Source organism: Sulfitobacter sp. G5_S2_6_S6 (assembly GCF_054968505.1).
In genome coordinates this window covers 14520-38705 of the sequence record NZ_JBQKUI010000007.1, presented here as the reverse complement: position 1 = coordinate 38705, position 24186 = coordinate 14520, and the positions used below count along the sequence as shown (strand labels likewise).

General features: G+C 60.0%; 22 protein-coding genes. 4 read left to right on the top strand and 18 right to left on the bottom strand.

What is annotated here, in order from left to right; genetic code table 11:
• Nucleotides 1-18: 18 nt before the first annotated feature.
• The 5 genes from ACTRWK_RS12385 to ACTRWK_RS12365 all read right to left on the bottom strand — a co-directional run bounded on the left by ACTRWK_RS12385 (nucleotide 19) and on the right by ACTRWK_RS12365 (nucleotide 5377).
• Nucleotides 19-1329, bottom strand: coding sequence for a TRAP transporter large permease (locus ACTRWK_RS12385; RefSeq protein ID WP_132998002.1), 1311 nt, complete (start codon nucleotides 1327-1329; stop codon nucleotides 19-21).
• Entirely contained in the window at nucleotides 1326-1820 is a 495-nt protein-coding gene (locus tag ACTRWK_RS12380) for a TRAP transporter small permease (protein ID WP_005848940.1), read from the bottom strand. Before ACTRWK_RS12380 ends, ACTRWK_RS12385 begins: the two co-directional genes overlap by 4 nt.
• A gap of 75 nt (nucleotides 1821-1895) precedes the next feature.
• Nucleotides 1896-2888, bottom strand: a complete 993-nt coding sequence (locus ACTRWK_RS12375) for a TRAP transporter substrate-binding protein (RefSeq protein WP_180829422.1) — start codon at nucleotides 2886-2888, stop codon at nucleotides 1896-1898.
• 165 nt (nucleotides 2889-3053) lie between these two features.
• Entirely contained in the window at nucleotides 3054-4559 is a 1506-nt protein-coding gene (locus ACTRWK_RS12370; RefSeq protein ID WP_289082145.1) for an aldehyde dehydrogenase (NADP(+)), read from the bottom strand.
• Nucleotides 4560-4630: 71 nt separating this feature from the next.
• On the bottom strand, nucleotides 4631-5377 hold the full coding sequence (locus tag ACTRWK_RS12365; RefSeq protein WP_180829426.1) for an SDR family NAD(P)-dependent oxidoreductase: 747 nt from the start codon (nucleotides 5375-5377) through the stop codon (nucleotides 4631-4633).
• 371 nt (nucleotides 5378-5748) lie between these two features.
• Here ACTRWK_RS12365 and ACTRWK_RS12360 point away from each other — a divergent pair, with 371 nt between their 5' ends.
• On the top strand, nucleotides 5749-6096 hold the full coding sequence (locus ACTRWK_RS12360; RefSeq protein WP_180829428.1) for a cupin domain-containing protein: 348 nt from the start codon (nucleotides 5749-5751) through the stop codon (nucleotides 6094-6096).
• Between the two features lie 4 nt (nucleotides 6097-6100).
• Here ACTRWK_RS12360 and ACTRWK_RS12355 read toward each other — a convergent pair whose 3' ends face one another.
• From ACTRWK_RS12355 to ACTRWK_RS12335, 5 genes are all read right to left on the bottom strand, one after another.
• Entirely contained in the window at nucleotides 6101-6844 is a 744-nt protein-coding gene (locus ACTRWK_RS12355; protein WP_050752188.1) for a FadR/GntR family transcriptional regulator, read from the bottom strand.
• Nucleotides 6820-7536, bottom strand: coding sequence for a ribonuclease activity regulator RraA (locus ACTRWK_RS12350; protein WP_005848951.1), 717 nt, complete (start codon nucleotides 7534-7536; stop codon nucleotides 6820-6822). Before ACTRWK_RS12350 ends, ACTRWK_RS12355 begins: the two co-directional genes overlap by 25 nt.
• Before the next feature lie 58 nt (nucleotides 7537-7594).
• The gene (locus ACTRWK_RS12345; RefSeq protein WP_005848953.1) at nucleotides 7595-8875 is read right to left on the bottom strand and encodes a TRAP transporter large permease; all 1281 of its coding nucleotides are present in this window, start codon (nucleotides 8873-8875) and stop codon (nucleotides 7595-7597) included.
• Nucleotides 8876-8877: 2 nt separating this feature from the next.
• Entirely contained in the window at nucleotides 8878-9408 is a 531-nt protein-coding gene (locus ACTRWK_RS12340) for a TRAP transporter small permease (protein WP_235183697.1), read from the bottom strand.
• Nucleotides 9409-9479: 71 nt separating this feature from the next.
• Nucleotides 9480-10475, bottom strand: coding sequence for a TRAP transporter substrate-binding protein (locus ACTRWK_RS12335; RefSeq protein ID WP_005848957.1), 996 nt, complete (start codon nucleotides 10473-10475; stop codon nucleotides 9480-9482).
• Nucleotides 10476-10714: 239 nt separating this feature from the next.
• Between ACTRWK_RS12335 and ACTRWK_RS12330 the strand changes: the two genes are divergently transcribed.
• The 3 genes from ACTRWK_RS12330 (at nucleotide 10715) to sorU (ending at nucleotide 13491) form a co-directional block, all read left to right on the top strand.
• Nucleotides 10715-11251, top strand: a complete 537-nt coding sequence (locus ACTRWK_RS12330) for a redoxin domain-containing protein (RefSeq protein WP_289082144.1) — start codon at nucleotides 10715-10717, stop codon at nucleotides 11249-11251.
• Between the two features lie 268 nt (nucleotides 11252-11519).
• Nucleotides 11520-12704, top strand: coding sequence for a SorT family sulfite dehydrogenase catalytic subunit (gene sorT, locus ACTRWK_RS12325; protein WP_260005617.1), 1185 nt, complete (start codon nucleotides 11520-11522; stop codon nucleotides 12702-12704).
• Between the two features lie 55 nt (nucleotides 12705-12759).
• A complete protein-coding gene (sorU, locus tag ACTRWK_RS12320) occupies nucleotides 12760-13491 on the top strand; it encodes a SorU family sulfite dehydrogenase c-type cytochrome subunit (protein ID WP_289082143.1) in 732 nt (243 codons plus the stop codon).
• 1 nt (nucleotide 13492) lies between these two features.
• On the opposite strand, the gene ACTRWK_RS12315 is transcribed toward sorU, so the two are convergent.
• The 8 genes from ACTRWK_RS12315 to ACTRWK_RS12280 all read right to left on the bottom strand — a co-directional run bounded on the left by ACTRWK_RS12315 (nucleotide 13493) and on the right by ACTRWK_RS12280 (nucleotide 24176).
• A complete protein-coding gene (locus ACTRWK_RS12315; protein WP_289082142.1) occupies nucleotides 13493-14233 on the bottom strand; it encodes a hypothetical protein in 741 nt (246 codons plus the stop codon).
• Entirely contained in the window at nucleotides 14230-14733 is a 504-nt protein-coding gene (locus ACTRWK_RS12310; RefSeq protein ID WP_009824384.1) for an RNA polymerase sigma factor, read from the bottom strand. The genes ACTRWK_RS12315 and ACTRWK_RS12310 overlap by 4 nt, the downstream gene beginning before the upstream one ends.
• Nucleotides 14734-15066: 333 nt before the next feature.
• On the bottom strand, nucleotides 15067-15432 hold the full coding sequence (locus ACTRWK_RS12305) for a response regulator (RefSeq protein WP_005848967.1): 366 nt from the start codon (nucleotides 15430-15432) through the stop codon (nucleotides 15067-15069).
• Between the two features lie 9 nt (nucleotides 15433-15441).
• Nucleotides 15442-17094, bottom strand: coding sequence for a PAS domain-containing sensor histidine kinase (locus tag ACTRWK_RS12300; RefSeq protein WP_288960712.1), 1653 nt, complete (start codon nucleotides 17092-17094; stop codon nucleotides 15442-15444).
• A gap of 135 nt (nucleotides 17095-17229) precedes the next feature.
• Nucleotides 17230-20346 (bottom strand): CHASE domain-containing protein, encoded by a 3117-nt coding sequence (locus ACTRWK_RS12295; protein WP_289082050.1) that lies wholly within the window; start codon nucleotides 20344-20346, stop codon nucleotides 17230-17232.
• A gap of 269 nt (nucleotides 20347-20615) precedes the next feature.
• The gene (locus tag ACTRWK_RS12290) at nucleotides 20616-21878 is read right to left on the bottom strand and encodes a glycerate kinase type-2 family protein (RefSeq protein WP_462843945.1); all 1263 of its coding nucleotides are present in this window, start codon (nucleotides 21876-21878) and stop codon (nucleotides 20616-20618) included.
• A gap of 58 nt (nucleotides 21879-21936) precedes the next feature.
• A complete protein-coding gene (locus ACTRWK_RS12285) occupies nucleotides 21937-22914 on the bottom strand; it encodes an NAD(P)H-dependent flavin oxidoreductase (protein ID WP_005848974.1) in 978 nt (325 codons plus the stop codon).
• A gap of 101 nt (nucleotides 22915-23015) precedes the next feature.
• Nucleotides 23016-24176 carry an acetyl-CoA C-acetyltransferase gene (locus tag ACTRWK_RS12280; protein ID WP_289082052.1) on the bottom strand — a complete coding sequence of 387 codons (1161 nt, stop codon included), beginning with the start codon at nucleotides 24174-24176 and terminating at the stop codon, nucleotides 23016-23018.
• Nucleotides 24177-24186: the final 10 nt, after the last annotated feature.

The following is a 24186-nucleotide window of genomic DNA, read 5'->3' as shown; positions in this document are numbered from 1 at the left end:
GATGTCTGCGCCGACGGGTCATTGGAATGACATCGGCATGAGCGTGCGCGGCAGCCACAGGGCGATCTGAGGAAAGAGAATGACCAGCAACAAGATCACCAGCATCGGGGCCAGAATGATGCAGACATCCCGCAGCACCTTGACCACATTCATCCCCCCGATCGACGCAGAGATCAGCAGACACAAGCCATAGGGCGGCGTCACCAGACCAAAGGCCAGCGAGATGATCCCGATGATCGCAAAGGCCACCGGATCAATCCCCGCCGCACGCGCCACGGGCAAAAGCACCGTTCCCAGAATGATAATGGTCGGGATCGCATCGATGAACAGACCGAAAAACAGGAACAGCGCCGCGATGATCAGCGACGTGCCAATGACGCCAAGCTCGTGCGCGGTCAGCACGTCCACGATCAAACGCGGCACGTTGTAGAACGCCAGCATCCAGCCAAAAGCCGAAGCCGTCCCGATCGCAAAAAGCGAGATCGACGCAAAACGGCCCGTGTCATAAAAGATGCCGCCCAAATCCCGCACCGACACGGTACGATAGACGAAAACCCCAAGGATCAACGCATAGCCCGCCGCGATGATCGCGCTTTCGGTGGGGGTCACAATGCCCCCCACGATGCCGCCGATCACCAGAACCGGGGTCAGCATCGCCAGCGCCGCGCCTTTGAACGCCGACCAGAACTGCCCGAATGTGGGCCGCAGAGTGACGGGGTAGTCGTATTTCTTGGCATAGCCATAGACCGTCGCCATCAGGGCAAAACCGATCAGCAAGCCGGGAATGGCCCCCGCCAGAAACAGCGCACCGACCGAAATCTGCATGACCCCGCCCCAGACCACCATGAGGATACTGGGCGGAATGATCACCCCCATCACGGACGAACAGGCCGTGATCGCGATGGCAAAACGGGTGTCATAGCCTTCTTTGACCATCGCGGGGATCAGGATCTTGCCGCAGCCCGCCGCATCCGCTGTGGACGACCCCGAGATACCGGCAAACAGCATCGATACGGCGACATTCACATGCCCCAACCCTCCGGGCATCCAGCCGGTCAGCACGCGGGCAAAATCAATCAGCTTTTGCGTGATCAACCCCGAATTCATCAGGTTCGCCGCCAGCAGAAAGAACGGCACGGCAAGCAGGATGAACGAGTTATACGACTGGAACATCCGGTCGATGACAATGAAGGGCGTCAGCCGGATATCCAGCATCACAATCGGAATTGTCGCGATCCCCAAGGCAAAGGCGACCGGCACCCGCAACGCCACCAGCAGGATGAAACCGCCCACAAGAATAAGACAGGCAAGGCCCGTTGAAACGATCATGATACGGCCCGCCCCTCTGTGCGGTAGACCGCAAATGCTTGATACAAACGGTAAAGGGCAAAGACCGCCCAAAGCACACCGGCGATCGGGACAGAGATATGCGTGAACATCAGATTTGCCCGCATCATGACCGACGTCTGGTTGCCCCCGAACTTGGCGTAATCAATGCCGTACCATGCGAACAACAGCGCAAACCCCGCGACCAGCCCAAGCACCAGCGCTTGCTGCAAGAACGCCAGCAGCGGATGCTTGGCGCCGGGGATGACCTGAACGTCGAAATGCGTCCCCTCCCACACCGCCAGGGCAGACCCGAGCATGACCACCCATACAAAGATGAACGTGGCCAGTTCTTCGGTCCATAAATAGACGGGGATCACCCCGGTGTAGCGCGCGATGACCTGCAGGCCGACGGGGATCGCCAGTGAAAACATCAGCACCCCCACAACGAAGCGGAGCAAGGATGCGAGCAGTTCCAGACCACGCAGGATCATGTGCTTACCGATCAACTTGAGTGAAAATAAAATCCCCCTCGGGTCACAAGAACCCAAGGGGGGCATCCGCGGGGATTACTTGGCGCGGACCGCTTCAAGCAGGTCCGATGCACCGATCTCGGCGGCATAGGCATCCTGCACCGGCTTGACCATTTCCAGCATCTTGTCGCGGTTTTCGAATTCGGACACGGTCAGCTGACCGGCATCGACCATCTCTTGCAGCTTTACGCCGTCCTCGCGCGATTCCAGCTCGCGGCCATAGGCCCCTGCCTCTTCGCCTGCTTCAAGCACGGCGGCCTGCAGGTCTGCGGGCAGGCTGTTGAAGGTCTTGCCGCTCATCACGATGGGGCGCACGGTGATCGAATGGCGCGTGAGCGTCAGGTTCGGGGCCACCTCGTAGAACTTGAGGTTCTGAATGCTCGCGGCCTCGTTCTCGAACCCTGCGATGACACCGGTCTGGATGGCGTTGTAAACCTCGTTATAGGCAATCGCCGACGGGGCCGCCGTCAACGCCTGGAAGATCTGCGCCTGGATCGGCGCGCCCATGACCCGCATCTTGTGGCCCTTCAGATCATCAAAGGTCACAACAGGGTTTTTCGACAGCAGATTGCGCGTGCCCCCGCCGGTGTAGCCCACGATCTTGATATCGGCTTTCTCCAGCAGCTCGTCCTCCAGCGGCGCAAGCACATCGCTGGACAGGACCGCATTCCAGTGATCCAGATCGCGGAACAGGAACGGCATGTCCATCAGCGGGATGGACGGGGCGAACTTGGCCATATTGGACGGCGCAAGGATCGTATAGTCGATCGCCACACCCTGGTTCAGGAAGGTGACGTAGTCGCTTTCGACGCCAAGCTCGCCGTTCAGACGTAAGTCAAACGTCACATCGCCGTCGTACTTCTCGCCGACCAGTTCCTCGAATTTACGCAGTGTTTTGGTAAAGGCATGTTCCTCGTCGAACATGCTGGCCCCCCGCAGAACCGTCTCGGCCTGCGCGGTCGCGGTAAAGAGCGTCGCAGCAACGGCGGCACCCGAAACAAGCTGTGCTGTCTTGGTAAAAAATGACATGGTAGTCCTCCCTGATTGTTGTCTGACCAGATACGTGCCTGACCAGATTCTCCCTGACGTGAAATATGTCGTCAATATTTGTAATGCGTCAAGTTTATTTGTAACTATTTGTATATCCCAGGTTTATCAGCGGCTTACCCCCAAGCGACGCTGCCCCGCACAGGGTCAAACGACCGGCAGCAGCTCTGCCGGCAGGTCTTGGTAACAGACAGGGCGCAGGAAACGGCGGATCGCCAGCGTCCCGACCGAGGTCGCGCCAAAGTTGGTCGACGCGGGATAGGGCCCGCCGTGGACCATCGCGCCGCTGACCTCCACGCCCGTGGGAAAGCCGTTGGCCAATATCCGCCCCGCCTTGCGCTCTAACACCGGCATCAAGGCCTTGGAGGCAGCGGTATCGCCCGCGTCCATTTGCAATGTGCAGGTCAGCTGCCCGTCTAGCCCTTTGGCGACCGCGGCCATCTCATCCGCATCGGCCACGCGCACGATAATGCCAAGCGGCCCGAAGACCTCATGCGCCAGCGCGTCGCTGTTCAGCCAATCGGTGCCAGAGACCTCGAAGACAGCGGGGGTGACACCACGCGCCTCGCCCCGATCCGAAGAGACGAGCGCGCGCGTACACCCCGCGCGCGCGATACGATCACGCCCGTCGAAATAGGCATCGGCGATCCCCGCAGTCAGCGTTGTTTGGGCAGGGCTTTCGTGCAAGGCGGCGACGGCGGCATCGCGGAAGGCATCGGCACCGGGGCCGTCAGTGATCACCACCACGCCCGGGTTCGTGCAGAACTGCCCTGCCCCCATCGTCAGCGACGCGGCCCACCCCGCCCCGATCTCTGCGCCACGGGCGGAGGCTGCGGCGGGCAATACAAAGACCGGATTGATCGACCCCAGCTCGCCAAAAAACGGAATGGGTTCGGGCCGTTGTGCACATAGATCAAACAGCGCCCTTCCGCCGCGCAGTGATCCGGTAAAGCCCACGGCCTTGATCAACGGATGCTGCACCAGCGCCTGCCCGACCTCTAGCCCGCCCCCCTGGATCAACGAGAATACTCCCGCGGGCATGTCGCAAGCTGTAATGGCGGCGGCAATCGCTGCGGCCACGACCTCTGCCGTGCCGGGGTGCGCGTGGTGCCCCCTGACAACCACCGGACAGCCCGCCGCCAAGGCCGACGCCGTATCCCCGCCTGCCGTCGAAAAAGCGAGCGGGAAGTTCGACGCCCCAAAGACCGCAACCGGGCCAATCGGGCGCTGGAACATCCGCAAATCAGATCGCGGCAAAGGCGTGCGATCCGGCAGGGCCGCATCATGGCGCGCGTCCAGAAACTTGCCTTCAAGGATATGCGTCGCGAACATGCGCAGCTGACCGGAGGTGCGCCCTGTTTCACCGCGCAAACGTGCGTCTGGCAGGCCGGTTTCCTGGGCGCCGATCAGGGCCAATGTGTCGATACGGGCGTCAACCTCATCCGCGATCGCATTCAGGAAGGCCGCGCGATCCTGCGCTGTGGTGGCGCTGTAGGCGTCAAACGCATCCTCGGCAGCCTGCGCGGCGCGGTCTACCAGATCAACGGTGCCGGCGGCGAAAATCCGTGGCTCCCCTTCGGCGGGGTCGGATGATAATTGCTCTGCCGCGCCGGTCCATTCGCCTGCGATCAGGTGTTTGCCCATCAGTTCCATGCTGCGTTTCCTTTAGCTTCTGTCAAAAATCCGGCGGCCGCGTGCATCCGCAGCCGCCGGTCGTGTCGTTGTCAGGAAAACAGCATGCCGCCGTTGATATCGACGTTGGCACCTGTGATGAACGCCGCATCATCCGACGCAAGGAACACCGCCAGCTTGGCCACATCTTCCGAAGTTCCCTCGCGTTTCACGGGCGAGACATTGGCCACATGGGTGCGCACTTCGGGTTTGGTAAAGATGTTGTGGAAATCGGTATCGATCATCCCCGGGCAAAGCGAATTCACGCGGATTTTCGGACCCAGCTCTTTCGCCAGACCCCGCGTCAGCGTCATCAGCGCCCCCTTGGATGCGCCGTAAGCCGAGGCTCCGGGCCCGCCGCCATCGCGACCGGCCTGCGACGCGAGCCCGACAATCGACGATCCTTCGGTCATATGGGGCAGACATTCGCGTACCATCAGCACAAAGGATGTCAGGTTCACGTCCATGACCGACTGCCAGTGATCCAGCGTCATCTCCGACATGGTGACCCGCGCGACCAGCCCGCCGGTGACGTGGACCAGCGTATCGACCTGTCCGAATTCCTTGACGGTCTTTTCTACCAACGCGGCAACATCGGCCTCTTTGGTCATATCGCCCTGCAGCGCGAAGGCATTCCCGCCCGCCGCCTTGATTTCGGCGACGGCGCTGTCGGCCCCTTTAGAACTTGCCATATAGTTGATCGCCACATTCGCGCCCCGCGCCGCGAGCTCAAGCACGCAGGCGCGGCCGATATCGCGGCCACCGCCGGTTACAATTGCGGTTTTCCCTTTGAGGTCCATGATCGTCTCCTGAATATAAAATTCTGCGGAGGAACCTGACCGAGCAGTGCTCTCCGCGTCTCCCTTCGATGCACAATGGGGTTCAAGGGCGGCGATGCACGCCCAACAACTGCATTATCCGTCCCCTTGCTTAGGGCAAACCTCAGGGCGCGACAATACAAATTATTACAAATATGGAGATTGGTAAGTCGTGAAGGTCTTTGACCCCAGCGGAAAAGCCCGAGAAAACAGTAGAATATGCGTCATATCAAGCACAAAACCCGATGAAAATCGCTGCGGCCTACGGCACACCTCTCACCCAAATCTGTTGACAACATCCAAAAATAGTTACAAATTATTACATCTGATTAAAGCCTGAGGGAGGCATACCAATGGACACCACAGCAGACACATCACAGGGCTGGATGACCTCGGGCCCCGGCGCGCAGCGGCGCATCTTGTGTCAGGACAAAGCGCTGATGATGGTAGAGTTCATGTTCGAAAAGGACGGCGTCGGCGTGCCCCATTCGCATCCCCATGTGCAGACGACCTTCGTGTCCTCTGGCCAGTTCGAATTCACCGTTGGGGGCGACACGCAGATCCTGAACCCCGGCGATGCCTTGATTATCCCGTCGAACGTCGAACATTCCTGCCTGTGCTTGCAAGCGGGGAAACTGCTCGACAGTTTTGCACCGCGGCGGGATGATTTCATGGCGGCCCACGGGCTGCCGCTAGAGTAAGCGGTTAGCCTTCGAACACACGGTTCTTTGCATTCTCGACATGGGCGCGCATGGCGGCGCGGGCTTCGGCCTGATCCCGCGCAATGATCGCGGCGAGGATGCGGCGGTGTTCTTGCTGGACAAGCTCCATCCGCTCGCGCGGTTTGCTGAGCGACAGGTTCCGCGTCAGGTTAAGGCCGGTCAGGATGTTCGACTTCATCGAGGTGCGCGCAGTTGCGAAATACTGGTTGCCGGACGCCTCGCAGATCGCCTGATGAAAGGCCTCGTCTGCTTCGACGCCCAACTCCCCTTCGCGAATGCAGCGGTCCAGCTCCTTGAAATGCGCGCGCAGCTTGGCCAGATCCGCTTCTGTATGGCGCACGGCGGCAAGGAACGCCGCCTCCCCCTCGATCGCGGCGCGGAATTCGAAGGTGCGCTGGATATCAGCGATGGACCCCACGGGCGCAAAGGTCAGCACCGCCGTATCGGGGCGGCGCTGCACGAATGACCCGGACCCCTGCCGCGACACGACCACGCCGTCTTCGCGCAGTTGCTTGAGCGCTTGACGCAGCACCGGCCGGGACACCTCCAGCATCTCGCTCATGGCGTGTTCGGTCGGCAGCTTATCCCCGACCGCAGTCTCCCCGCTGGAGATCATCGCGAGGATTTTCTCGTAGGCGTGATCCGCGAGCGTGCGTTCCTTGGCGGGCTTGCCCATGGCGGAACGGCTCGCATCTGCGCCTGCTACCGGTTGTTTTGTTCCCGCCATGCTTTGAATTCGTCCTTCGTTGCCGGATCTGTCGGTGGGTAAAGCCCAAAAATCGAAGCACCATTTTGCACCATTTCCAGAACGAAGTCTTCGAAAACGGTCATCTCTTCGGTTTCTGACGCTATTTCTGCCACCAGATGCTTGGGGATGCAAACGACGCCTTCATTGTCGCCCACGATAATATCACCCGGAAAGACGGAAACACCGCCACATGCGATAGGATCATTGATCGCGACGGCGTGGTGTTTGGTCAGGTTTGTCGGCGCACTGGGGCGGGTGTGATAGGCGGGCATCTCGAGCGCCGAAATCTCGGGCGTGTCGCGGAATCCCCCGTCGGTGACGATCCCCTTGCAGCCGCGCTTCATCAACCGGGTGGCCAGAATACACCCCGCCGACGCCGCCGTTGAATCGCGCCGCGAGTCGATCATGAAGACGGACCCCGGGGGGCATTCCTCTACGCCCTTGCGCTGCGGGTTGGCACGGTCCGCAAAAGACTCTAGCCCGTCCAGATCCTCGCGCGCGGGAATATAGCGCAGGGTATAGGCCGGCCCGACCATATTCGGCCCGGGGTTCATACGGTAAGGCCCCTGAATAAAGACGTTACGAAAGCCGCGCTTGAACAATGCGGTGGTCAGCGTTGCCGTGCTGACATGCATGAGCTTTTCAAGGAGTTCTGGCGTCGGTTCAGTCATGGTGAATACTTTCTACTATGGTATTTCGGGCGTTTTGAAAGGCGTTAAAAAGGTCGGCTCATTCAAGCAATGAGGGCAGGAACAGCGACACCGCGGGGACATATGTGACCAGCAAGAGCGCCATCAGAATGGCCAGATAGAAGGGCCATATGGTCCTGAGCGTTTCCTCGATCTTGACCCTGCCGACGGCACAGCCGACGAACAGGCAGGTGCCTACGGGGGGCGTGCACAGACCAAGCCCGAGGTTGACCAGCAGCATGATCCCGAACTGGGTGGGGTCCATGCCAAGATCGCGCACAATGGGCAGGAAGATCGGGGTGCAGATCAGGATCAGCGCGGCCATATCCATGATCATCCCCAGCACCAGCAGCATGATGTTGATCATCAGCAGAACGGCGATCTTTTCTTCCGAGATGCCAAGCATGAAGCTGCTCAGCTTTTCGGGCACCTGATACAGCGCCAGAAGATAGGCGAATGAACTGGCAAAACCGATCAGCACCATGACCATCGCCGTTGTGCGCACGGCAGAGACGACAGCGGTCTTGAACCCGTTCCAGTCAAGGCTGCGATAGACGAAATAGGTCAGCAGCAGCGCATAGATCGCACCGAAGGCACCGGATTCAGTCACGGTGAAAATACCCGACAGCACCCCGCCCACGATAATCACAGCCGTCACCAGGCCCGGCAGGGCATGCAGCGATGCAACGCCGACCGCACGCCAGCCGGGGAAGGGCTCCGCCGGATAGTTGCGTTTGATCGCAATGACATAGGCCGCCACCGCAAGGCACAGACACATCAGCATGCCAGGCACCACCCCCGCGAGGAACAGCTTCGAGATAGAGATCCCCCCGCCAGCGGCCACCGCAAAGATAATCATATTGTGGCTGGGCGGGATGACGATGCCCGCAATCGATGATGTAACGGTCACGTTCACCGCGTAGTCGGAATGATAGCCCCGTTCCTTCATGACAGGGATCAGAATAGACCCGAGCGCCGAGATATCAGCCACAGCCGATCCCGAAATCCCGCCGAACAACATGCTGGAAAAGATGTTCACCGATGCCAGACCGCCGCGAACGTGACCCACAAGGGCCGAGGCGAACTTGACCAGACGCATGGCGATACCGCCGTGCAGCATCAGCTCGCCTGCGAAAACGAAGAACGGGATCGCCAGCAGCGAGAAGACAGAGATGCCGGAAACCGACCGTTGAAAGGTGATCAGCAGCGGGAAACCTTCGTACCAGAACGCGGTCAGGGCTGCGATACCCATTGCAAAGGCGACGGGGATACCGATCACGACGGAGACACCGAAAATGCCAAGAAGGATTGTCAGACCCATGATTAAAACAGACCTTTTTCATGATAAGGGATACCGCGCAGAAAACAGGCGATCCGAAACACCGCGCGCAGCCCGGCAAATATAAAGACAAGCCCGCCGCACATCGCAGCCGACAAGGACCGGAAGCTTTCAGGGATGTTCAGCATGGGGAGCATTGTGCTCCACCCGAATTTCACCAGTTCAATACTTGCGACCAGCATGATCAGGCCGAAACCGGCAAGGACGATATCAATGACGAGCTTCAGGAGATTACTGACACGCCAGCCCATCATGTCGCGGAATAGCGTCACCCCGAGATGTGTGTTCTCGTGGATCCCGACCGCCGCGCCCAGATAGGTCACATAGCAGATCAGCAAAAGCGCCAGCTGTTCGACCCATGTCGGTGTGACGTTCAAGACATAGCGCCCGAACACCAGCCAGCCGAAGGTCGCGATCAGCACGACGATGGCGATAGAGGCCGCGAGCATGCAAAGAAAACTCAGCCCGTCGAGCGCACGCTCGGTATGCTTCATCCAGAGGGGTGCGTGTTCCACGGCCCTATTCCTTTGTGAGAGAAGGGGTGCGCCCCGTTACAACAGGGCGCACGATTGTCCGGCCGCGCTGATCAGTCAGCGTTGCGGAACAGATTGACGAGATCCGTCATCTCTGGATTGGCCGCCAGATACTTTTCGTAGACGGGCACCATCGCTTCCTGGAACGCCGATTTGTCGGCGATCTCGTTCACTTCGACGCCACCGTCCATGATGATCTTCATCGACGCCGCCTCGCGTTCGCCCCAGAGCTTGCGCTGCAGATCGGTGGAGTTTTTACCGGCGGTTTTCACGATTTCCTGCTGTTCTGGTGTCAGACCGTCAAAGGTCTTTTTGCTCATGCACAGGCATTCGGGAATGATCAGGTGCTGGGTCAACGAATAGTATTTCGCGACCTCGAAGTGGCTGGTGGATTCATAAGACGGCGGGTTGTTCTCTGCCCCGTCCACAACGCCGGTCTTGATCGACTGGTAGACTTCCGCAAAGGCCATCGGGGTGGCGTTGCCGCCCATGGATTCGATCATGCCGACGAACAGGTCGTTGTTCATCACGCGCACTTTCATGCCTTGCACGTCTTCGGGCGTATTGATCGGCTTGACCGAGTTATAGAAAGACCGCGCGCCGGCGTCATAGTAACCAAGGGGGACGATCCCCTTTTCCTCTAGCGCTTCCCCAAGTGCGGCCCCGGGTTCGCCGTCCATCAGCTCATACATCTGTGGCACGCTTTTGAACACGAAGGGCAAGGACACGACGTTGGTCGCAGGCACGGCCTGACCCATCGGCCCAAGGCTGAAGACGCCAAAATCCATGATCCCGAGACGCAGCTGTTCAATCGCATCGGGCTGCGAGCCAAGAACGCCAGCGTGGAACACCTTGCCCTTGATCTCGCCCCCTGTCTTTTCGGTGACCTCTTCCATGAAGGCTTCCATACCGTGCGATACGGGGTAATCCTCGACGTGGATATTCCAGCCGCGCCAGTCTTTTGCCTGCGCCGTCACGGGCATGACAGCCAGCGTCGATGCCGCGGCAATCGCAAAGGCACCACGGGTGATGATTTTATTCAGTTTCATATTTGTTTCCTCCCAAAGACAAATTATTGCAAAAGTGATCACATAACTTACAAATATTTACAAGTACTATTTTTCGAGTTTTAATGGGGACGCGCCTGACCTTGTCGTTTTGATCTTCACTGCGCTGACCCAAAAATTTAGAATTTTAAAGGGCTTAAGGTCTGCGAAGAGACGAGTAAGGCGACGGAAATTTCGCCCCTGCTGCACGGGCGGGCCAACACATAGGAAGAGGTAGATAGATGACAAATTCGCATTCCAACCAGACAACCAAACTGCAGGCGGGCACCGCCTTCCCCGTGTTCGAGGTGCCTAAATTCGGCGGCGGCACCATGACGGTGGGCGGCGCGACCGACGGCTGGACGCTGCTCATTGTATACCGTGGCAAGCATTGCGGACGCTGCAAGACCTACCTGAGCAAGCTGGAACACAACTATGCAAAGTGGGAAGACGCGGGCTTTGCGGTGAAATGCGTCTCGGCCGACCCGCTGGAGAAAGTCAGCGATGATGTCGCGCGCTTCGGGTGGACCTTCGACATCGGCTACGACCTGCAAGAGAGTGACATGCGCGCCATGGGGCTTTACGTCAGCGACCCGCTGTCTTCGCAGGAAACCGACCGTCGCTTTGCAGAGCCCGGTATTTTCTGCCTGCGCCCCGACGGCACAACGCAGATCATAGCCATCTCTAACGGCCCGGCGGCGCGCCCCGATCTGGATGAACTTCTCGACGGGATGATATTCACAATCAACAACGACAAACCTGTCCGCGGGAACGCCTAAACCCGACCTGAGCCTACCAACCGCAAGACAGCCAAGAGGAGCACCCCCAATACAACACAACGGCTCCCGCTAGGCGACAGACCCGAGTTCTGCCACACCGCTGGATACAGCGGGCCTGCGCGAACGGGCACCGATCCAGCGGGCGCCCCCAAACTTTATCGAAAGTTATTTTGTCACGCGGGAATAAACCGCACCCCCCGGACGTCACTTGGTCATAGAGCCTTTGCCCACGATGCAGAGCAAAGGCCCGGAACCACGGGAGGAAGACATGAAAGTCATTGAAAACGTTAAGCGTCGGCACTTTTTGATCGGATCGGCAGGCACGATGGCAGCCGTCGCGGTCGGGGCACCGGCTTTGGCACAATCAGGCGCAGAGCCTTTGCCGGATTACGTCGCTTGGAAAGACGCCGAGGACATGATCGTCCATTCCAAGCAGACGCTCGAGACGAAACGCGCCGCACAGGGGTCAGAGCTGATCACCCCCACAACCGAACTTTACATCCGCAACAACTTGCCCGCCCCCTCGGACAAGATCGTTGCCGACCGCGATGCCTGGGAGGTCGAGATCGACGGTGTTGCAAACCCTGGCAAGATGACCGTCGGTGCGTTGAAAACGCTTGGCGTCGAAACGGTCGTGTGCGTGCTGCAATGCTCGGGCAACGGGCGCGCTTTCTTCGATCACGAGACGAGCGGGTCGCAGTGGTCCGTCGGGGCGGCGGGCAATGTCGTGTGGACAGGCGTGCCCGTGCGCGCCGTTATTGACGCAATGGGCGGCGCCGATGCGGATGCCGTGTATCTGACCGGCACCGGCGGAGAGGACATTCCCCAAGGGCTCCCGCCTGAATCGATCCAGGTTGAACGCTCTGTCCCCAAGGCTGCGATGGATCGCGCGATCCTCGCGTGGGAGATGAACGGCGAACCCGTGCCGCTGGCGCACGGTGGCCCCCTGCGGCTGATTATCCCGGGCTACTACGGGGTCAACAATATCAAGTATCTCAAACGGTTGGCCCTGACGGTCGAGGAATCGCCCAATAAGATCCAGCAGACCGGCTACCGCGTCCGCCCTGTCGGCGAAAAAGGTGATCCCTCGCAACCCTCCATGTACGAGATGTCGGTGAAATCATGGATCACCGGGCCGCTGGTGGATGCCGCAACGGGCAAGGTGCAGATTCACGGCGTCGCCATGGGCGGTGTCAGCGGGCTTGAGAAAGTCGAAGTTTCCACCGACGGCGGGCAGACCTGGGCCGATGCGCAGTTTCTGGGCCCTGACCTGGGCCCCTACGCGTGGCGGCCCTTTGTGCTGATCACCGATCTGACGGAAGGCACGCATATGCTGGCAAGCCGGGCAACCAATGCCGCAGGCGACGCCCAGCCAGAGAACTTTCCGCCAAACGAACGCGGTTATGGCAACAACGGATGGCGGGCACATGCCGTCGACGTGACTGTCAGCTGATACCATAGACCGGCGGCCTTGGCCGTCGGTCCGACCCTTACCCGGAGACATTGAAATGACCCCATCCCTGACGCCGCGCCTTGGCGGTGCCCTTTTCCTTGCGCTGATCGGCAGCGCAGCAGCAGCCGACGCCTCTCTTGACGCCGGGCGCGCCCTTTTCAACGAGACAGCGCAGCCGCAATGTGCCCTTTGTCACAGCTTGAAAGACGCAGGTGCCGAAGGCGAGATCGGCCCGAACCTTGATGACTTCAAGCCCACCGTCGAACAGGTCCGCGCCGCCGTGACAAGCGGGATCGGCATTATGCCCGGCTTTGCCGAAACGCTGACCGACGCAGAGATCGAAACGCTATCGACCTATGTGGCGACCGTCGCGGGCGGATCTGACGCCGCGGCCCAAAGCGACGCCAGCGCACCGACCGAGGACGCCGCCGCAGCAGAGCCGGAAACCCCCGGTGCCGAGATTCTGGCACAAGGCGACCCCGCCGCGGGCGAGAAGGTGTTCAGGAAGTGCAAAGCCTGTCACACGGTCGAAGAAGATGGCCCAAGCCGCGTCGGGCCAAATCTTTACGGGATCGTCGGTGCCTCGGTCGCGGCGGTGGACGGGTTCCGCTATTCCGGCGCGCTGACTGACCATGGCGGCGACTGGACACCCGACCGGCTTGCGACTTTCCTTGCCAACCCCCGCAAGGCCGTGCCCGGCACCAAGATGAGCTTTGCCGGGCTGCGCAAGCCGGAAGACCAAGCCGATGTGATCGCCTATCTCGCCAGCTTGTCAGACGCAGACTGACCTAACCGACGCAAGGCCGCGCCGAACGAACCGTCTTTGAAAGTGCTGCCATCACGCTTTCAGAGGCGCGTTCGCGCGTTTCGAGCCTAAGATAGCGGGCAATGGCATCGAACCGGGTGCGGTCCATCCCCGTCGCGACGATAATATGGCGCTGTTGGTCCCGGGAATCCCAGCTCGCGATCTGCTTTTCTGACGTGCTCTTACCCTCTGGCAGGGCAAACCCGCCGCGCAAGTATGTCAGGCGACATCCATTCTGGCCCGCATAATGCATGATATCGCCCTGCTTTGCCACGCGGGACGCGACCGCTGTCAGGTTCGCGCCCTCAAGATCCGGCACACCTGCCAAACCACCCCCCGCCACGGGGCGCAGATCGCCAGAGCCTAGATCATAGGTCTGTGCTGCCAGTTCGGTGTGAATGTCGAAAGCCGTGGGGGTGGCGACGAAGCCAGACCCGAAAACCATCGCCAAAGCCACCACTGCGGCGACAGCGCCGCCCCAAAGCCAAGGTCGCGGGTGCCGGTTGCTGTTTGCGGCCCTCGTTTGCGGCGTAGCGTCTTGGTCGTCCAGCACCGGACGCATCAACGCCAAACCGCGCGAAACGCGCCGCACATCCTCCAGCGCCGCAGCCAGCGCGGGTTCGGCAGCCAACCGCGTCTCTAAGGCACGCATTTCCGATGCGTTCAGCGCGCCATCATGGTAGGCGTTGATCTGTTCCCAGTCTTTGTCGTTCAGCTCGCTCATGTCTTCCGCGTCACTTCCTGTTTTGCCGTTCCGGCCCCATCGACGACGTCCAGCAACGCCCGACGCGCGCGGCTGATCCGGCTCATCACTGTGCCGTTTGGCACATCCATCACTTTCGCCGCCTCGGCGTATTTCAGGCCCATAATGTCCACAAGGCAAAGCACCTCGCGGGTTTCGGGCGGCAGCTTCTCGAACGCCAGCCGGATCAATACATCCCGCGCGGTGTCCGGTCCGCCTGCTTCATCAGATAGACGTTTCTCCTCCGCCGAATATTCACGGCGCACGCGCCTTTTTCTCAGCTCGTCATAATGCAGGTTGCGAATGACGCGGAACATCCACGGGCGCAATTCCTCCAGCAGCTCGGGTCTGCGATCAGACCGCAACCCCCGCTCCACCGCGTCCTGCACCAGATCCTCTGCCGCGTCGCGCGACTGACAGATGGCCGTGGCATAGGCCCTCAACTCAGGCAAAAGAATCTCGATAAGGGTACGCTGCGCCATATCAATCCGTACCGCGTTTTCAGGCCGGATCAAAGCCAACACGACCCGCTGTCGTCATTCTTCGTGCGGGATCTGGCGTAGGAGTTGCGTCGAGAATGTCCGTGATGCTTGCCAGAAAAATCGCGGCCCGCGCGGCTGACCCTGAAACGGTATTCAGGTGGCTTCACCGGTAGGGTTTAAGCGTTCGCCATTATTTAACATAACGTTGATTAAAAATTCCTAACTCCCAGAAAAACGTCCCACAGGTATCAACCTCACAAACAACGAAACCCACAAACCAAAAAAAACCGCAGCATTTCCGCCGCGGTTTCTTCATCTAACGTCTGGCCCTATTCAGGCGATGGCTGCCTTGATCTGGTCGGCGAGCGACATGGGATCAAAGGGTTTGCTGATCACCTCTGTCGCGCCGATGCCGCGCAGTTCTTCCAGCTCGTTCGGTTGGGCACGGGCGGTCATGAAGATCGCGGGCACATTTGCGAAATCCGGATTCTCGCGCAGTTTCTCAAGCGTTTGACGGCCGGTCATGCCGGGCATCATCATATCCAGCAAAAAAACGTCGGGGATATAGTCCAGCGTCTTTTCAAGCGCCTGTTCGCCGCAATCGCATTGCTCCACCACGAAATCACCCGACAGTTCGAGTGACATTTTGGCGATTTCGCGAATATCGGCGTCGTCTTCTACGTGAAGCAATTTAATCATACGGGACTCTTATCCAACGTTCTCTAGTCTTTCAAAATCATTCTCTGGCCCAGAATGGCGCGTTTTGACAGGTAAAGTGAAGGTGAAAGTTGTCCCCCGCCCTTCTTTACTGACAAAATCGATCGTACCACCCAAACCTTCAACAATTGCTTTACAGATGCTCAGCCCCAAACCGGTACCGCCTTTGGTCGCCCGGTCGGAATTCGCCATATCAGCAAACCGTTGAAAGATCTTATGCTGGTCTTCGGGCGCAATGCCCATCCCCTCATCGCGTACAGACACACATACGTTTTCAGGGGTTTTGTCGACGGAGATCTCCACCGTGCCGCCCGGTTTGGAAAACTTCGCAGCATTCGACATCAAGTTGGTTAAAACTTGAATGATACGGTTGGCGTCGGTCTCGATATAGGTGGGCGTATCCACCCCGTGGCATTTGATCTGCAAGCCGAACCGCTGATGGGCGGTCGCATTGGCGCGCAGAGATTCGGCCACCAGTTCCGACAGGTCAGCGGTTTCCAGTTCGAAATCCAGACGCCCGGAGGAGATCTTCTCCATATCCAGAATGTCGTTGATGATCAGCACCAGACGATCGGCATTGCGATGCGCGATCTCCAGCAGGCCCTCGGCTTTGGGTGGCAGCTGGCCCGCGGCTTTCGACAACAGCAGCCCCATCGACCCTTTGATCGAGGTCAAGGGCGACCGAAGTTCGTGGCTGACCATAGAGATGAAATCCGCCTGAAGTTGCTCTTGTTCAAGCCGTTCGGTGATGTCGTGCAGCATGATCAGCAGACGCCCGTCGACTGTCCCCTTGTTCAGCCACTTGATCGACCCTTCAAAGTTCGTGCCCGATATCGTTGCGCTGAACGTCATATAGGTGTCGCCGATATCCATCATCCGCAGACAGGCATCGAGCACATCCTCGCAGCCGCGTTCGGCCGCCATATCGCGCACCGTTTGCCCGTTCTTGGGCCGCGTCGACCAGCCGAACCGCGCCTTGGCGGCAAGGTTCATATAGCGCAACTCAAGATTGTCTTCGGACACGATCCAGATGTCGTCGCGCAGCTCGTGCAAGGTCATCGCCGTGTCGCGCCGCGCGATCAGCTTGGTGGTAGAGGTGATGTCCGTCCGCGCCGAGATCGACCCGATCCAGCGGCCATTCGCATCCAGCAACGGGGTCACTGTCGTCTGTGTCACGCAGTTTGACCCGTCGCGATTGCGCAGCGTCGTTTCACCCTGCCAGCTTTTGCCCTGCCGCAGCAGATCGCGGATTTCAGTGGCGGTGGTTCTATTGTCCTTGGAATACAGCATCGCGACCGGTTTGCCGATCAGCTCTTTGCGGGTATAGCCGGTTGCCTCGAGCAACAGGTCGTTCACCTCGACCAGCAGGTTATCGGTGTCGACCACGTTTACCATCGTGTGCATCTTTAGAACACGCAGCTGTTGGGCGACGCTGTCATCAACCGTCGCACGCGCCGGCGTGGCCCGCACATTCGCGGCGATCAGCGGCACCAGACTGGCAATGGCGATGGCCCCGATAACCGGAACAGTTTGCGCCGGTGTGCCCGACAGCAGCGCCGAGGTCGCGGCGTACCACCCCCCAGCCAAGGCCGATCCGGCGACGAAACCGGTCGCACTATGGCGCTTCTTTCCGTTCCAAGACATATCGCGTCCTTACTTACAAAAAGAAGGCACCATCCCTAGCCAAGCACCCTCTCCATCCCTTGCGCCATCATAGACAAAAGTATCTAGACATTTTTAAGGCGATTTTTAGCAACTTTAGAAACAACCATAAGGAGATCAACTCGCTCTTTGTGTCGGACCTACAATACTTTCGATAATGTGGTTCAGGTCGGTCTGAGACTTCACCAGATGGGTGCCCACCCGACTATCCTTCTCGCGCGCCGCGTCAGAGGTCAGCCCGACCACCCGCGCCGTTGGCTGAAGCTCGGCGATATCGTCCAGGACGGCGGCGGCGTCGCCATCTGGCACGGTCCAGTCAAGGATGATCACATCCAGCGGCCCCGCGCTCAGCGCTTCGTGGACCTCGTTCAGCCGCGTGACGTTATGGACATCGGCAAAGGGTCTCAGCCCTTCGCGCAGCACCTCTGCAAATTCTTCGTCATCCTCAAGGTGCAATACCCTAAGGTTGTCCTTCGTACCGTCGATCACTTCGAACGTGCGGGCATCGGGCAGCACATCATACCCTTCGGCATCGGTGGCCAGCGGACAGGTGAACCAGAAAACCGTGGTCCCGCTGGGCTTGCTTTCAAAGCCGATGTTGCCGCCCTGACGCCAGACGATCTGTCGCGTGATATTCAGCCCAAGGCCTGTCCCGCCCTTGGCCCGCGTGTCTGATCCATCGGCCTGAGAAAACGCCTGAAAAATCCGGTTCTTGAAATTCTCGGGCACGCCGGGGCCGAAGTTCTGAACGTAAACAATCGCCATGTCGCCAATCGTCTCGGCCTTGATCGTGACGTCGGTGCCTTCGGTCGAGTACTTGCACGCATTCGACATCAGGTTCGCCAGCACCTGCATCATCCGTGACCAATCGGCGGTTACATTGATGTCGGTGTCGGGCAGATCCATCACCAGTTTGGTGTTATGGGTGACGGCAAAGGGCATCATCTCTTGCACGGCCGAAGAGATGACCTCGTTCAGGCTCATCGGGCTGAGGTCAAACTCGATCTTGCCCGACGATATCTTTTCGAGGTCGAGAATATCGTTGACGATGGTGGTCAGACGGTCGGCGTTGTTGCGCGCGATCTCGATCAGGCGCAGCGCCGAGGCAGGCATGGTATCACGCGCCGACATCTCGATCAGGCCAAGCGCCCCCTTGATAGAGGTCAGCGGCGTGCGCAATTCATGGCTGACGGTGGACACGAATTCATTCTTGATCTCGTCGATCTTCTTCTGGTCGGTGATATCGTTGACCTGCGCGATAAAGACATAGGCCCCTTCGTTTTTGTCGAAGGTCCAGGTGATGTTGAACAGCCCCCACCGCTGGCCGCCGTCCTTATGCAGGATCGGATGTTCGCCGCGATAAACCTCGTTCGACCCGCTTTCGGTGAACTTGGTCACGATATCACGCATCAGCTTCACATCTTCCTCGGGGATGATCTGCGCAAGGTTGAACCGGTCGGTCATTACCTTTTGCGAATATCCCGTCAGCTCGCACATGGCGTTGTTCACGCTGGTGAACTGTCCGTTGCTGTTCAGGGTCGCCATGCCAACGGGGGCCGCATCCAGCACGGTGCGGAATCGCTTCTCGCTCGCCTCAAGCGCGTTGCGGGCGTGACGCAGCCCGGTAATGTCGCTTTGCGTCCCGACCATCCGTATCGCCGACCCGTCGTCGGCGCGATCCACGACCACGGCATCCGACCGCATCCAGCGCCAGCTTTCGCCGAACTGCATCCGGTATTCGGTCCGCGACCGTTCTGCCTTGCCGGTGATACAGTGCTGATCCGCCTCGATCAGACGGGGCAGATCGTCGGGGTGGATACGGCTTAGGAACTCTTCCTGCGTATCCTCGACCTCCGGACCGACCTCCATGATCTTGCGCCACGTCGGCGAAACCACCGATTTGCCCGACATCAGGTCGATCTCGAACACGCCAATTTCTGACCCCGCGAGGGCATGGTCATAGCGTTCCTTGATCCCGGCCAGTTCCCCGACGGCCCCGACCTCGACCGATACATCCCGCACAATAGCGGTGATGCGTTTGACGCCATTCAGCGTTTCCCATTCGTTATAATGTAGATCAAGGTGCAGCGTGGATCCGTCATGTTTGGTGCCCGTGGCGTTATAGCCTGCCTCTGCGGGCAGCCACCCCGCCTCTGTCACGAATTTCTTCAGGGGCAACCCGCCCATCCCGTCTTCATGCTTGTCGAAAATCTCGAGCGCGGCGTGGTTGGCAAACAGGATCTCGCGGCGTTCATCCAGAATGAAGATGCCCACAACGCTGTTCTCGATGATCGACCGGTTTTCCTCTTCGCGGGCGCTGATCTGCTGTTCGCGCAGCGCGGCCACCTCAGCCAGAGAATCCCCGCGTTGGCGAATGGCGCGCAGCACCACGATCAGCATCGCGGTCAGGGCAATCCCTGCGATCAGCGCGAGCAGCGGTGTTCCACCGGGGAACAACGCCTCGAACAAGGGGGTGCTTTCATATTGGACGGTCCAGGTCCGCCCGAAGAATTCGGTGGCATAGGCCACACTATACTTACCCGCCGCATGTTCGTGATCCTGACTAGCATAGATCAGAGCCTCGGGGTCGGTCGTGTCGCCGTCATAGACGTGGAAATCATACACATTGTTCTGGTTCGGCGTCAGATCCTGCAACAGGTTGCGGCCGATGAACGGCGCATAGACCCAGCCGCGAAACGTCCCCTCGCGCGGGCCGGAGGCATAGAACAGCGGGCGCAGCAGCAAGAACCCCGGTTCCTTCATCGCGTCCTGCACCAGCAGGATGCGCGGTGTCAGCTGCGGGGTGTTGGTTTCGCGCGCCCGATCCGCCGCCTCGCGCCGCCCTTTTTCAAAGCTGATGTCCAGCCCGACGGCTTCCTTGTTGGGCAGCACCGGCGCGATATATTTGATCACATATTTCTGGTCATGGTTCGTTTCCGGCCTGATCTCGAACCCCGGCGTCCCATTGGCACGCATATCGGCGACGAAAGCATCCTCGTCCACCTTGGCCACGGGTTCGACAAAACCGATGCCGTTGATGCCGGGCAGATAGTTTTCGAAATCCAGACTTTCGACAAAGGTCTCGAAATCGTCGTATTCGATATTCTCCGACGATTGCATCATCCCTGCGGCGCCGTTCAGACTTTGCAGATAGATGTTCATCCGACGATCCAACGCCTGAAGCCCGTCTTCGGTGATGCGGGTGAATTCGGCCTTGGCCGCGGCGCGGTTCATTCGCGCGCCTTCAGCGTAGATCCCGAAGGTCACGAGAAGGCAGACAACGACCAAAATCAAATCTAAGCGCTTGAACAAAACTATACTCTCACATTTCGCGAAACTGAAAAAAGCGCCTAATCGATGAAAGCCACCCGCTGATCATGTTACCGGCATCCCTCACTTATAAGTAGCACCGGTTTCCCTGCCAACGTTAATTATTACTTGCGCACAGGATAAAGACAGAAACCTCAAGAGAATCTAAAGACGCCCCAACTCAGGGTTGCTGATCATACGGGATGCACAATCATAGCACGGAAGTCGTTGACGTTCGTCAGCGTCGGTCCCGTCACCACCTGACCGCCGATCCGGCCAAAGAAACCGTGGGCGTCATTTACCGCTAACGCCGATTCTGCGTCGGCGCGCGCGGCCCCGCCCCGTGCCAATGTGTCGGGCCCGATGATCGCCCCCGCCACCTCTGCCGCGCCGTCGACGCCGTCGGTGTCGCAGGCCAACCCCCAGATACCCCCCGCCCCGTTCAGGGCCAGCATCAGTGCCAAGGCATATTCCGCATTCGGTCCACCAACGCCATCCCCGCGCCGCGTGACCGTCAGCTCGCCGCCCGACAGGACAACAATCGGCGCATCGCCGGGATGTAGACGCGCCTGTTCTTGCAGGGCCAAGGCGGCATGGGCGCGGGCGACCTCGCGGGCCTCACCCTCTAGGCCATTGCCCAGACGAATCACACGAAACCCCTCTGCCTCGGCCAAAGCCTGTGCCGCATCCAGCGATTGCTTGGGGGCCGCATAAATCCGGTTCATCACACGCGACAGCCGCGCATCATCCGGCGGCACGACCTGCGATCCCGCAGCAAGCGTCCGCGTGACCGAGGCCGGAACCGCCACGCCCCACTGCGTCAAGATCGCCTGCGCATCGCGCGAGGTGGAAGCATCGCCCACCGTGGGGCCCGACCCGATCATCGCCATATCATCCCCCGGCACGTCCGAGATCATCAACGTGTGCATCGCCGCCGGATAGGCCGCCGCCGCCAACTGCCCGCCCTTGACCTGCGACAGATGCTTGCGCACCACATTCATCTGCGTGATCGGCGCGCCAGAGGCCAGCAACCCCGCGTTCACCGCCTGTTTCTCGGCCAGCGTAATCTCCCCCGAGGGCGCGGTCAGCAGCGCCGACGCCCCGCCCGAGATCAGCGCCAGCACAAAGTCCCCCTCGCCCAAGTCCTGCACCAGTTGTAGCATCCGCGCGGTTGCGGCCTGTCCGGCGGCATCGGGCACGGGGTGGGCGGCCTCGACAATCTCGATCCCCTGACAGGGGCGGGCGTATCCATAGCGGGTGATCACCAAACCGTCGCAGGGGCCCCAGGCCGCCTCGACCGCCTCGGCCATGCGCGCGCTGGCCTTGCCCGCACCGATCACCACCACACGGCCCGCCGGTTTCGGCGGCAGATGCGCGGCCAGCGATTGCATCGGATCGGCCACGGCGACCGCGCGGTCGAACAAGCGGCGTAAAGTCGTCTCCGGCGCGGTGTGCATGGCGATCCCTATCCCGTCATCAAAAAAGCCGCCCCCGAAGGGACGGCCTGTTTTACACTCACGCGGTCTGATCGAACAGCCTTTTGCGGGCCGCGGCGTATTCTGTCGCCATCCGCTCGACCACCTCAGCGGCGGGGCGCACATCCTTGACCGCACCGATGCCCTGACCGGCCCCCCAAATCTCTTTCCAGCTTTTGGGCTTTTCGCGATCGGCACCGAAGTTCATGTTCGACGGGTCGGACCGTTCAAGGTTGTTCGGGTCCATGCCCTGCGCCTCGATCGAGGCTTTCAGATAGTTGCCCCAAACGCCGGTGAACAAATCGGAGTACACAATATCCGAGGCCCCCGAATCCGCGATCATCTGCTTGTAGCGTGCGTCGGCATTCGCCTCTTGCGTGGCGATAAACGCCGACCCGGCATAGCCGCCATCCGCGCCCATGGCCTGCGCCGCAAGAATGCTATCGCCCTTGGCAATCGCCCCCGACAGGAACAGCGGCCCGTTGAACCATTCGCGGATTTCTTGGATCAGCGCCAGCGGCGACAAGGCACCGGCGTGCCCCCCTGCCCCGGCGGCCACAGCGATCAGACCATCAGCCCCTTTTTCAATCGCCTTATGGGCAAAGCGGTTGTTGATGATGTCGTGCAAGACAACACCGCCCGCGCCATGCGCCGCATCGTTCAGCCATTCCTGCGCCCCGAGCGACGTGATCCACAGCGGCACCTCGTGCTTGACGCAAATCTCTACGTCCCGTTCAAGCCGCGCGTTGGACTTATGCACGATCTGGTTCACCGCATAGGGGGCGGCGGGATTGTCGGGGTTCGCTTGGTTGTGACGGTCCAGCTCTTCCTTGATGCGCGTCAACCAACGGTCCAGCTCAATCGGCTCCCCTTCCGCTTCGCGTGCGTTCAGCGCTGGAAAGCTGCCCACGATACCGGCCTTGCACTGTGCAATCACCAGATCAGGGTTCGAGATAATGAACAGCGGGCTGCCAATCAGCGGGATACGCAAATTGTCGAAAAGGGCGGGTAGCGTCATCTTGTTCCTCCGGGACGTATTATTTTCCTGCAACTTGTCAGGATGTGCGCGCTTTGGAAATGACGAACGTTGCGTCCGTCACTCCCTTCTTGTGGTCGGGACTACAGCGCCTCGATGATGGTGACATTGGCGATGCCGCCGCCTTCGCACATGGTTTGCAACCCGTATCTTTGGCCGCGCGCATGCAGGCTGTGCACCAGCGTCGTCATCAGCCGCGCTCCAGAGGCCCCCAAAGGATGCCCAAGCGCAATCGCGCCGCCGTTCACATTCAACTTGGCCGGATCGGCCCCGGTGTGTTTTGCCCATGCCATCGGGATCGGCGCAAAGGCTTCATTGACCTCGAACAGATCGATGTCGTCGATCTTCATACCGGCCCGCTCCAGCGCGCGGTCGGTGGCGGGCAGCGGTTCCTCCAGCATGATCACCGGATCGCCCGCGGTCACCGTCAGGTTCACGATCCGCGCCTTCGGCGTCAGCTTGTATTTCTTGAGCGCGGCTTCGGACACGACCAACACGCCCGCCGCCCCATCGCAAATCTGCGACGCGTTCGCGGCCGAGATCATGCCGTCCGGATCAAGCAGTTTAACAGAGGAAATCCCGTCAAGCGTCGCATCATCGCGGATGCCTTCGTCGCGGGTGTGCATCCCGCCCTCGATGGCCAGCGGAATGATCTCTGCGTCAAAGGCCCCACCATCCCGCGCAGCGACGGCGCGGCGGTGGCTTTCCAGCGCATAGGCGTCCAGTTCCGCGCGGGTGAACCCGTGCTTTTGCGCGACCATTTCCGCGCCGATGAACTGGCTGAAATTCTTGGTGCCGTAGCGCGCCTCGATCCGGTCGCTGAACGGGCCCTCGCCCAACCCCGCCTTGGCATAAAGCGATACATTCGACCCCATCGGCACCCGCGTCATGCTTTCGACACCCATGGCTACAACCACATCCTGCGTGCCCGACATCACCGCCTGCGCCGCGAATTGCACCGCCTGTTGCGAGCTGCCGCATTGCCGGTCGATGGTGACCGCGGGCACCGATTGAGGCAGATTCGACGCCAGCACACAGTTGCGCCCGAAGGCAAAGGATTGCTCTCCGCCCTGGCTGACGCAACCGACGATCACGTCATCAATCACCGCGCCGTCGATCCCGGACCGCGCCACCAGCGCATTCAACACCTCGGCCCCCAGATTGGCAGGGTGCCAGTCGCGCAGCGCGCCGCCACGGCGCCCCCCTGCGGTGCGGGCTGTCTCTACGATATAGGCATGTGCCATAACGCTTTCC

Excerpts from the sequence above, each read along its gene's own strand:
- ACTRWK_RS12285 (WP_005848974.1), bottom strand. The coding sequence starts at position 22,914 with ATGACGCTACCCGCCCTTTTCGACAATTTGCGTATCCCGCTGATTGGC.
- ACTRWK_RS12360 (WP_180829428.1), top strand. The coding sequence starts at position 5,749 with ATGGACACCACAGCAGACACATCACAGGGCTGGATGACCTCGGGCCCC.
- ACTRWK_RS12345 (WP_005848953.1), bottom strand. The coding sequence starts at position 8,875 with ATGGGTCTGACAATCCTTCTTGGCATTTTCGGTGTCTCCGTCGTGATC.
- ACTRWK_RS12355 (WP_050752188.1), bottom strand. The coding sequence starts at position 6,844 with ATGGCGGGAACAAAACAACCGGTAGCAGGCGCAGATGCGAGCCGTTCC.
- ACTRWK_RS12305 (WP_005848967.1), bottom strand. The coding sequence starts at position 15,432 with ATGATTAAATTGCTTCACGTAGAAGACGACGCCGATATTCGCGAAATC.
- ACTRWK_RS12375 (WP_180829422.1), bottom strand. The coding sequence starts at position 2,888 with ATGTCATTTTTTACCAAGACAGCACAGCTTGTTTCGGGTGCCGCCGTT.
- ACTRWK_RS12280 (WP_289082052.1), bottom strand. The coding sequence starts at position 24,176 with ATGGCACATGCCTATATCGTAGAGACAGCCCGCACCGCAGGGGGGCGC.
- ACTRWK_RS12385 (WP_132998002.1), bottom strand. The coding sequence starts at position 1,329 with ATGATCGTTTCAACGGGCCTTGCCTGTCTTATTCTTGTGGGCGGTTTC.
- ACTRWK_RS12295 (WP_289082050.1), bottom strand. The coding sequence starts at position 20,346 with ATGAACCGCGCCGCGGCCAAGGCCGAATTCACCCGCATCACCGAAGAC.
- ACTRWK_RS12335 (WP_005848957.1), bottom strand. The coding sequence starts at position 10,475 with ATGAAACTGAATAAAATCATCACCCGTGGTGCCTTTGCGATTGCCGCG.
- ACTRWK_RS12370 (WP_289082145.1), bottom strand. The coding sequence starts at position 4,559 with ATGGAACTGATGGGCAAACACCTGATCGCAGGCGAATGGACCGGCGCG.
- ACTRWK_RS12380 (WP_005848940.1), bottom strand. The coding sequence starts at position 1,820 with ATGATCCTGCGTGGTCTGGAACTGCTCGCATCCTTGCTCCGCTTCGTT.
- sorU (WP_289082143.1), top strand. The coding sequence starts at position 12,760 with ATGACCCCATCCCTGACGCCGCGCCTTGGCGGTGCCCTTTTCCTTGCG.
- ACTRWK_RS12290 (WP_462843945.1), bottom strand. The coding sequence starts at position 21,878 with ATGCACACCGCGCCGGAGACGACTTTACGCCGCTTGTTCGACCGCGCG.
- ACTRWK_RS12310 (WP_009824384.1), bottom strand. The coding sequence starts at position 14,733 with ATGGCGCAGCGTACCCTTATCGAGATTCTTTTGCCTGAGTTGAGGGCC.
- ACTRWK_RS12330 (WP_289082144.1), top strand. The coding sequence starts at position 10,715 with ATGACAAATTCGCATTCCAACCAGACAACCAAACTGCAGGCGGGCACC.
- ACTRWK_RS12350 (WP_005848951.1), bottom strand. The coding sequence starts at position 7,536 with ATGACTGAACCGACGCCAGAACTCCTTGAAAAGCTCATGCATGTCAGC.
- ACTRWK_RS12315 (WP_289082142.1), bottom strand. The coding sequence starts at position 14,233 with ATGAGCGAGCTGAACGACAAAGACTGGGAACAGATCAACGCCTACCAT.
- ACTRWK_RS12365 (WP_180829426.1), bottom strand. The coding sequence starts at position 5,377 with ATGGACCTCAAAGGGAAAACCGCAATTGTAACCGGCGGTGGCCGCGAT.
- ACTRWK_RS12300 (WP_288960712.1), bottom strand. The coding sequence starts at position 17,094 with ATGTCTTGGAACGGAAAGAAGCGCCATAGTGCGACCGGTTTCGTCGCC.
- sorT (WP_260005617.1), top strand. The coding sequence starts at position 11,520 with ATGAAAGTCATTGAAAACGTTAAGCGTCGGCACTTTTTGATCGGATCG.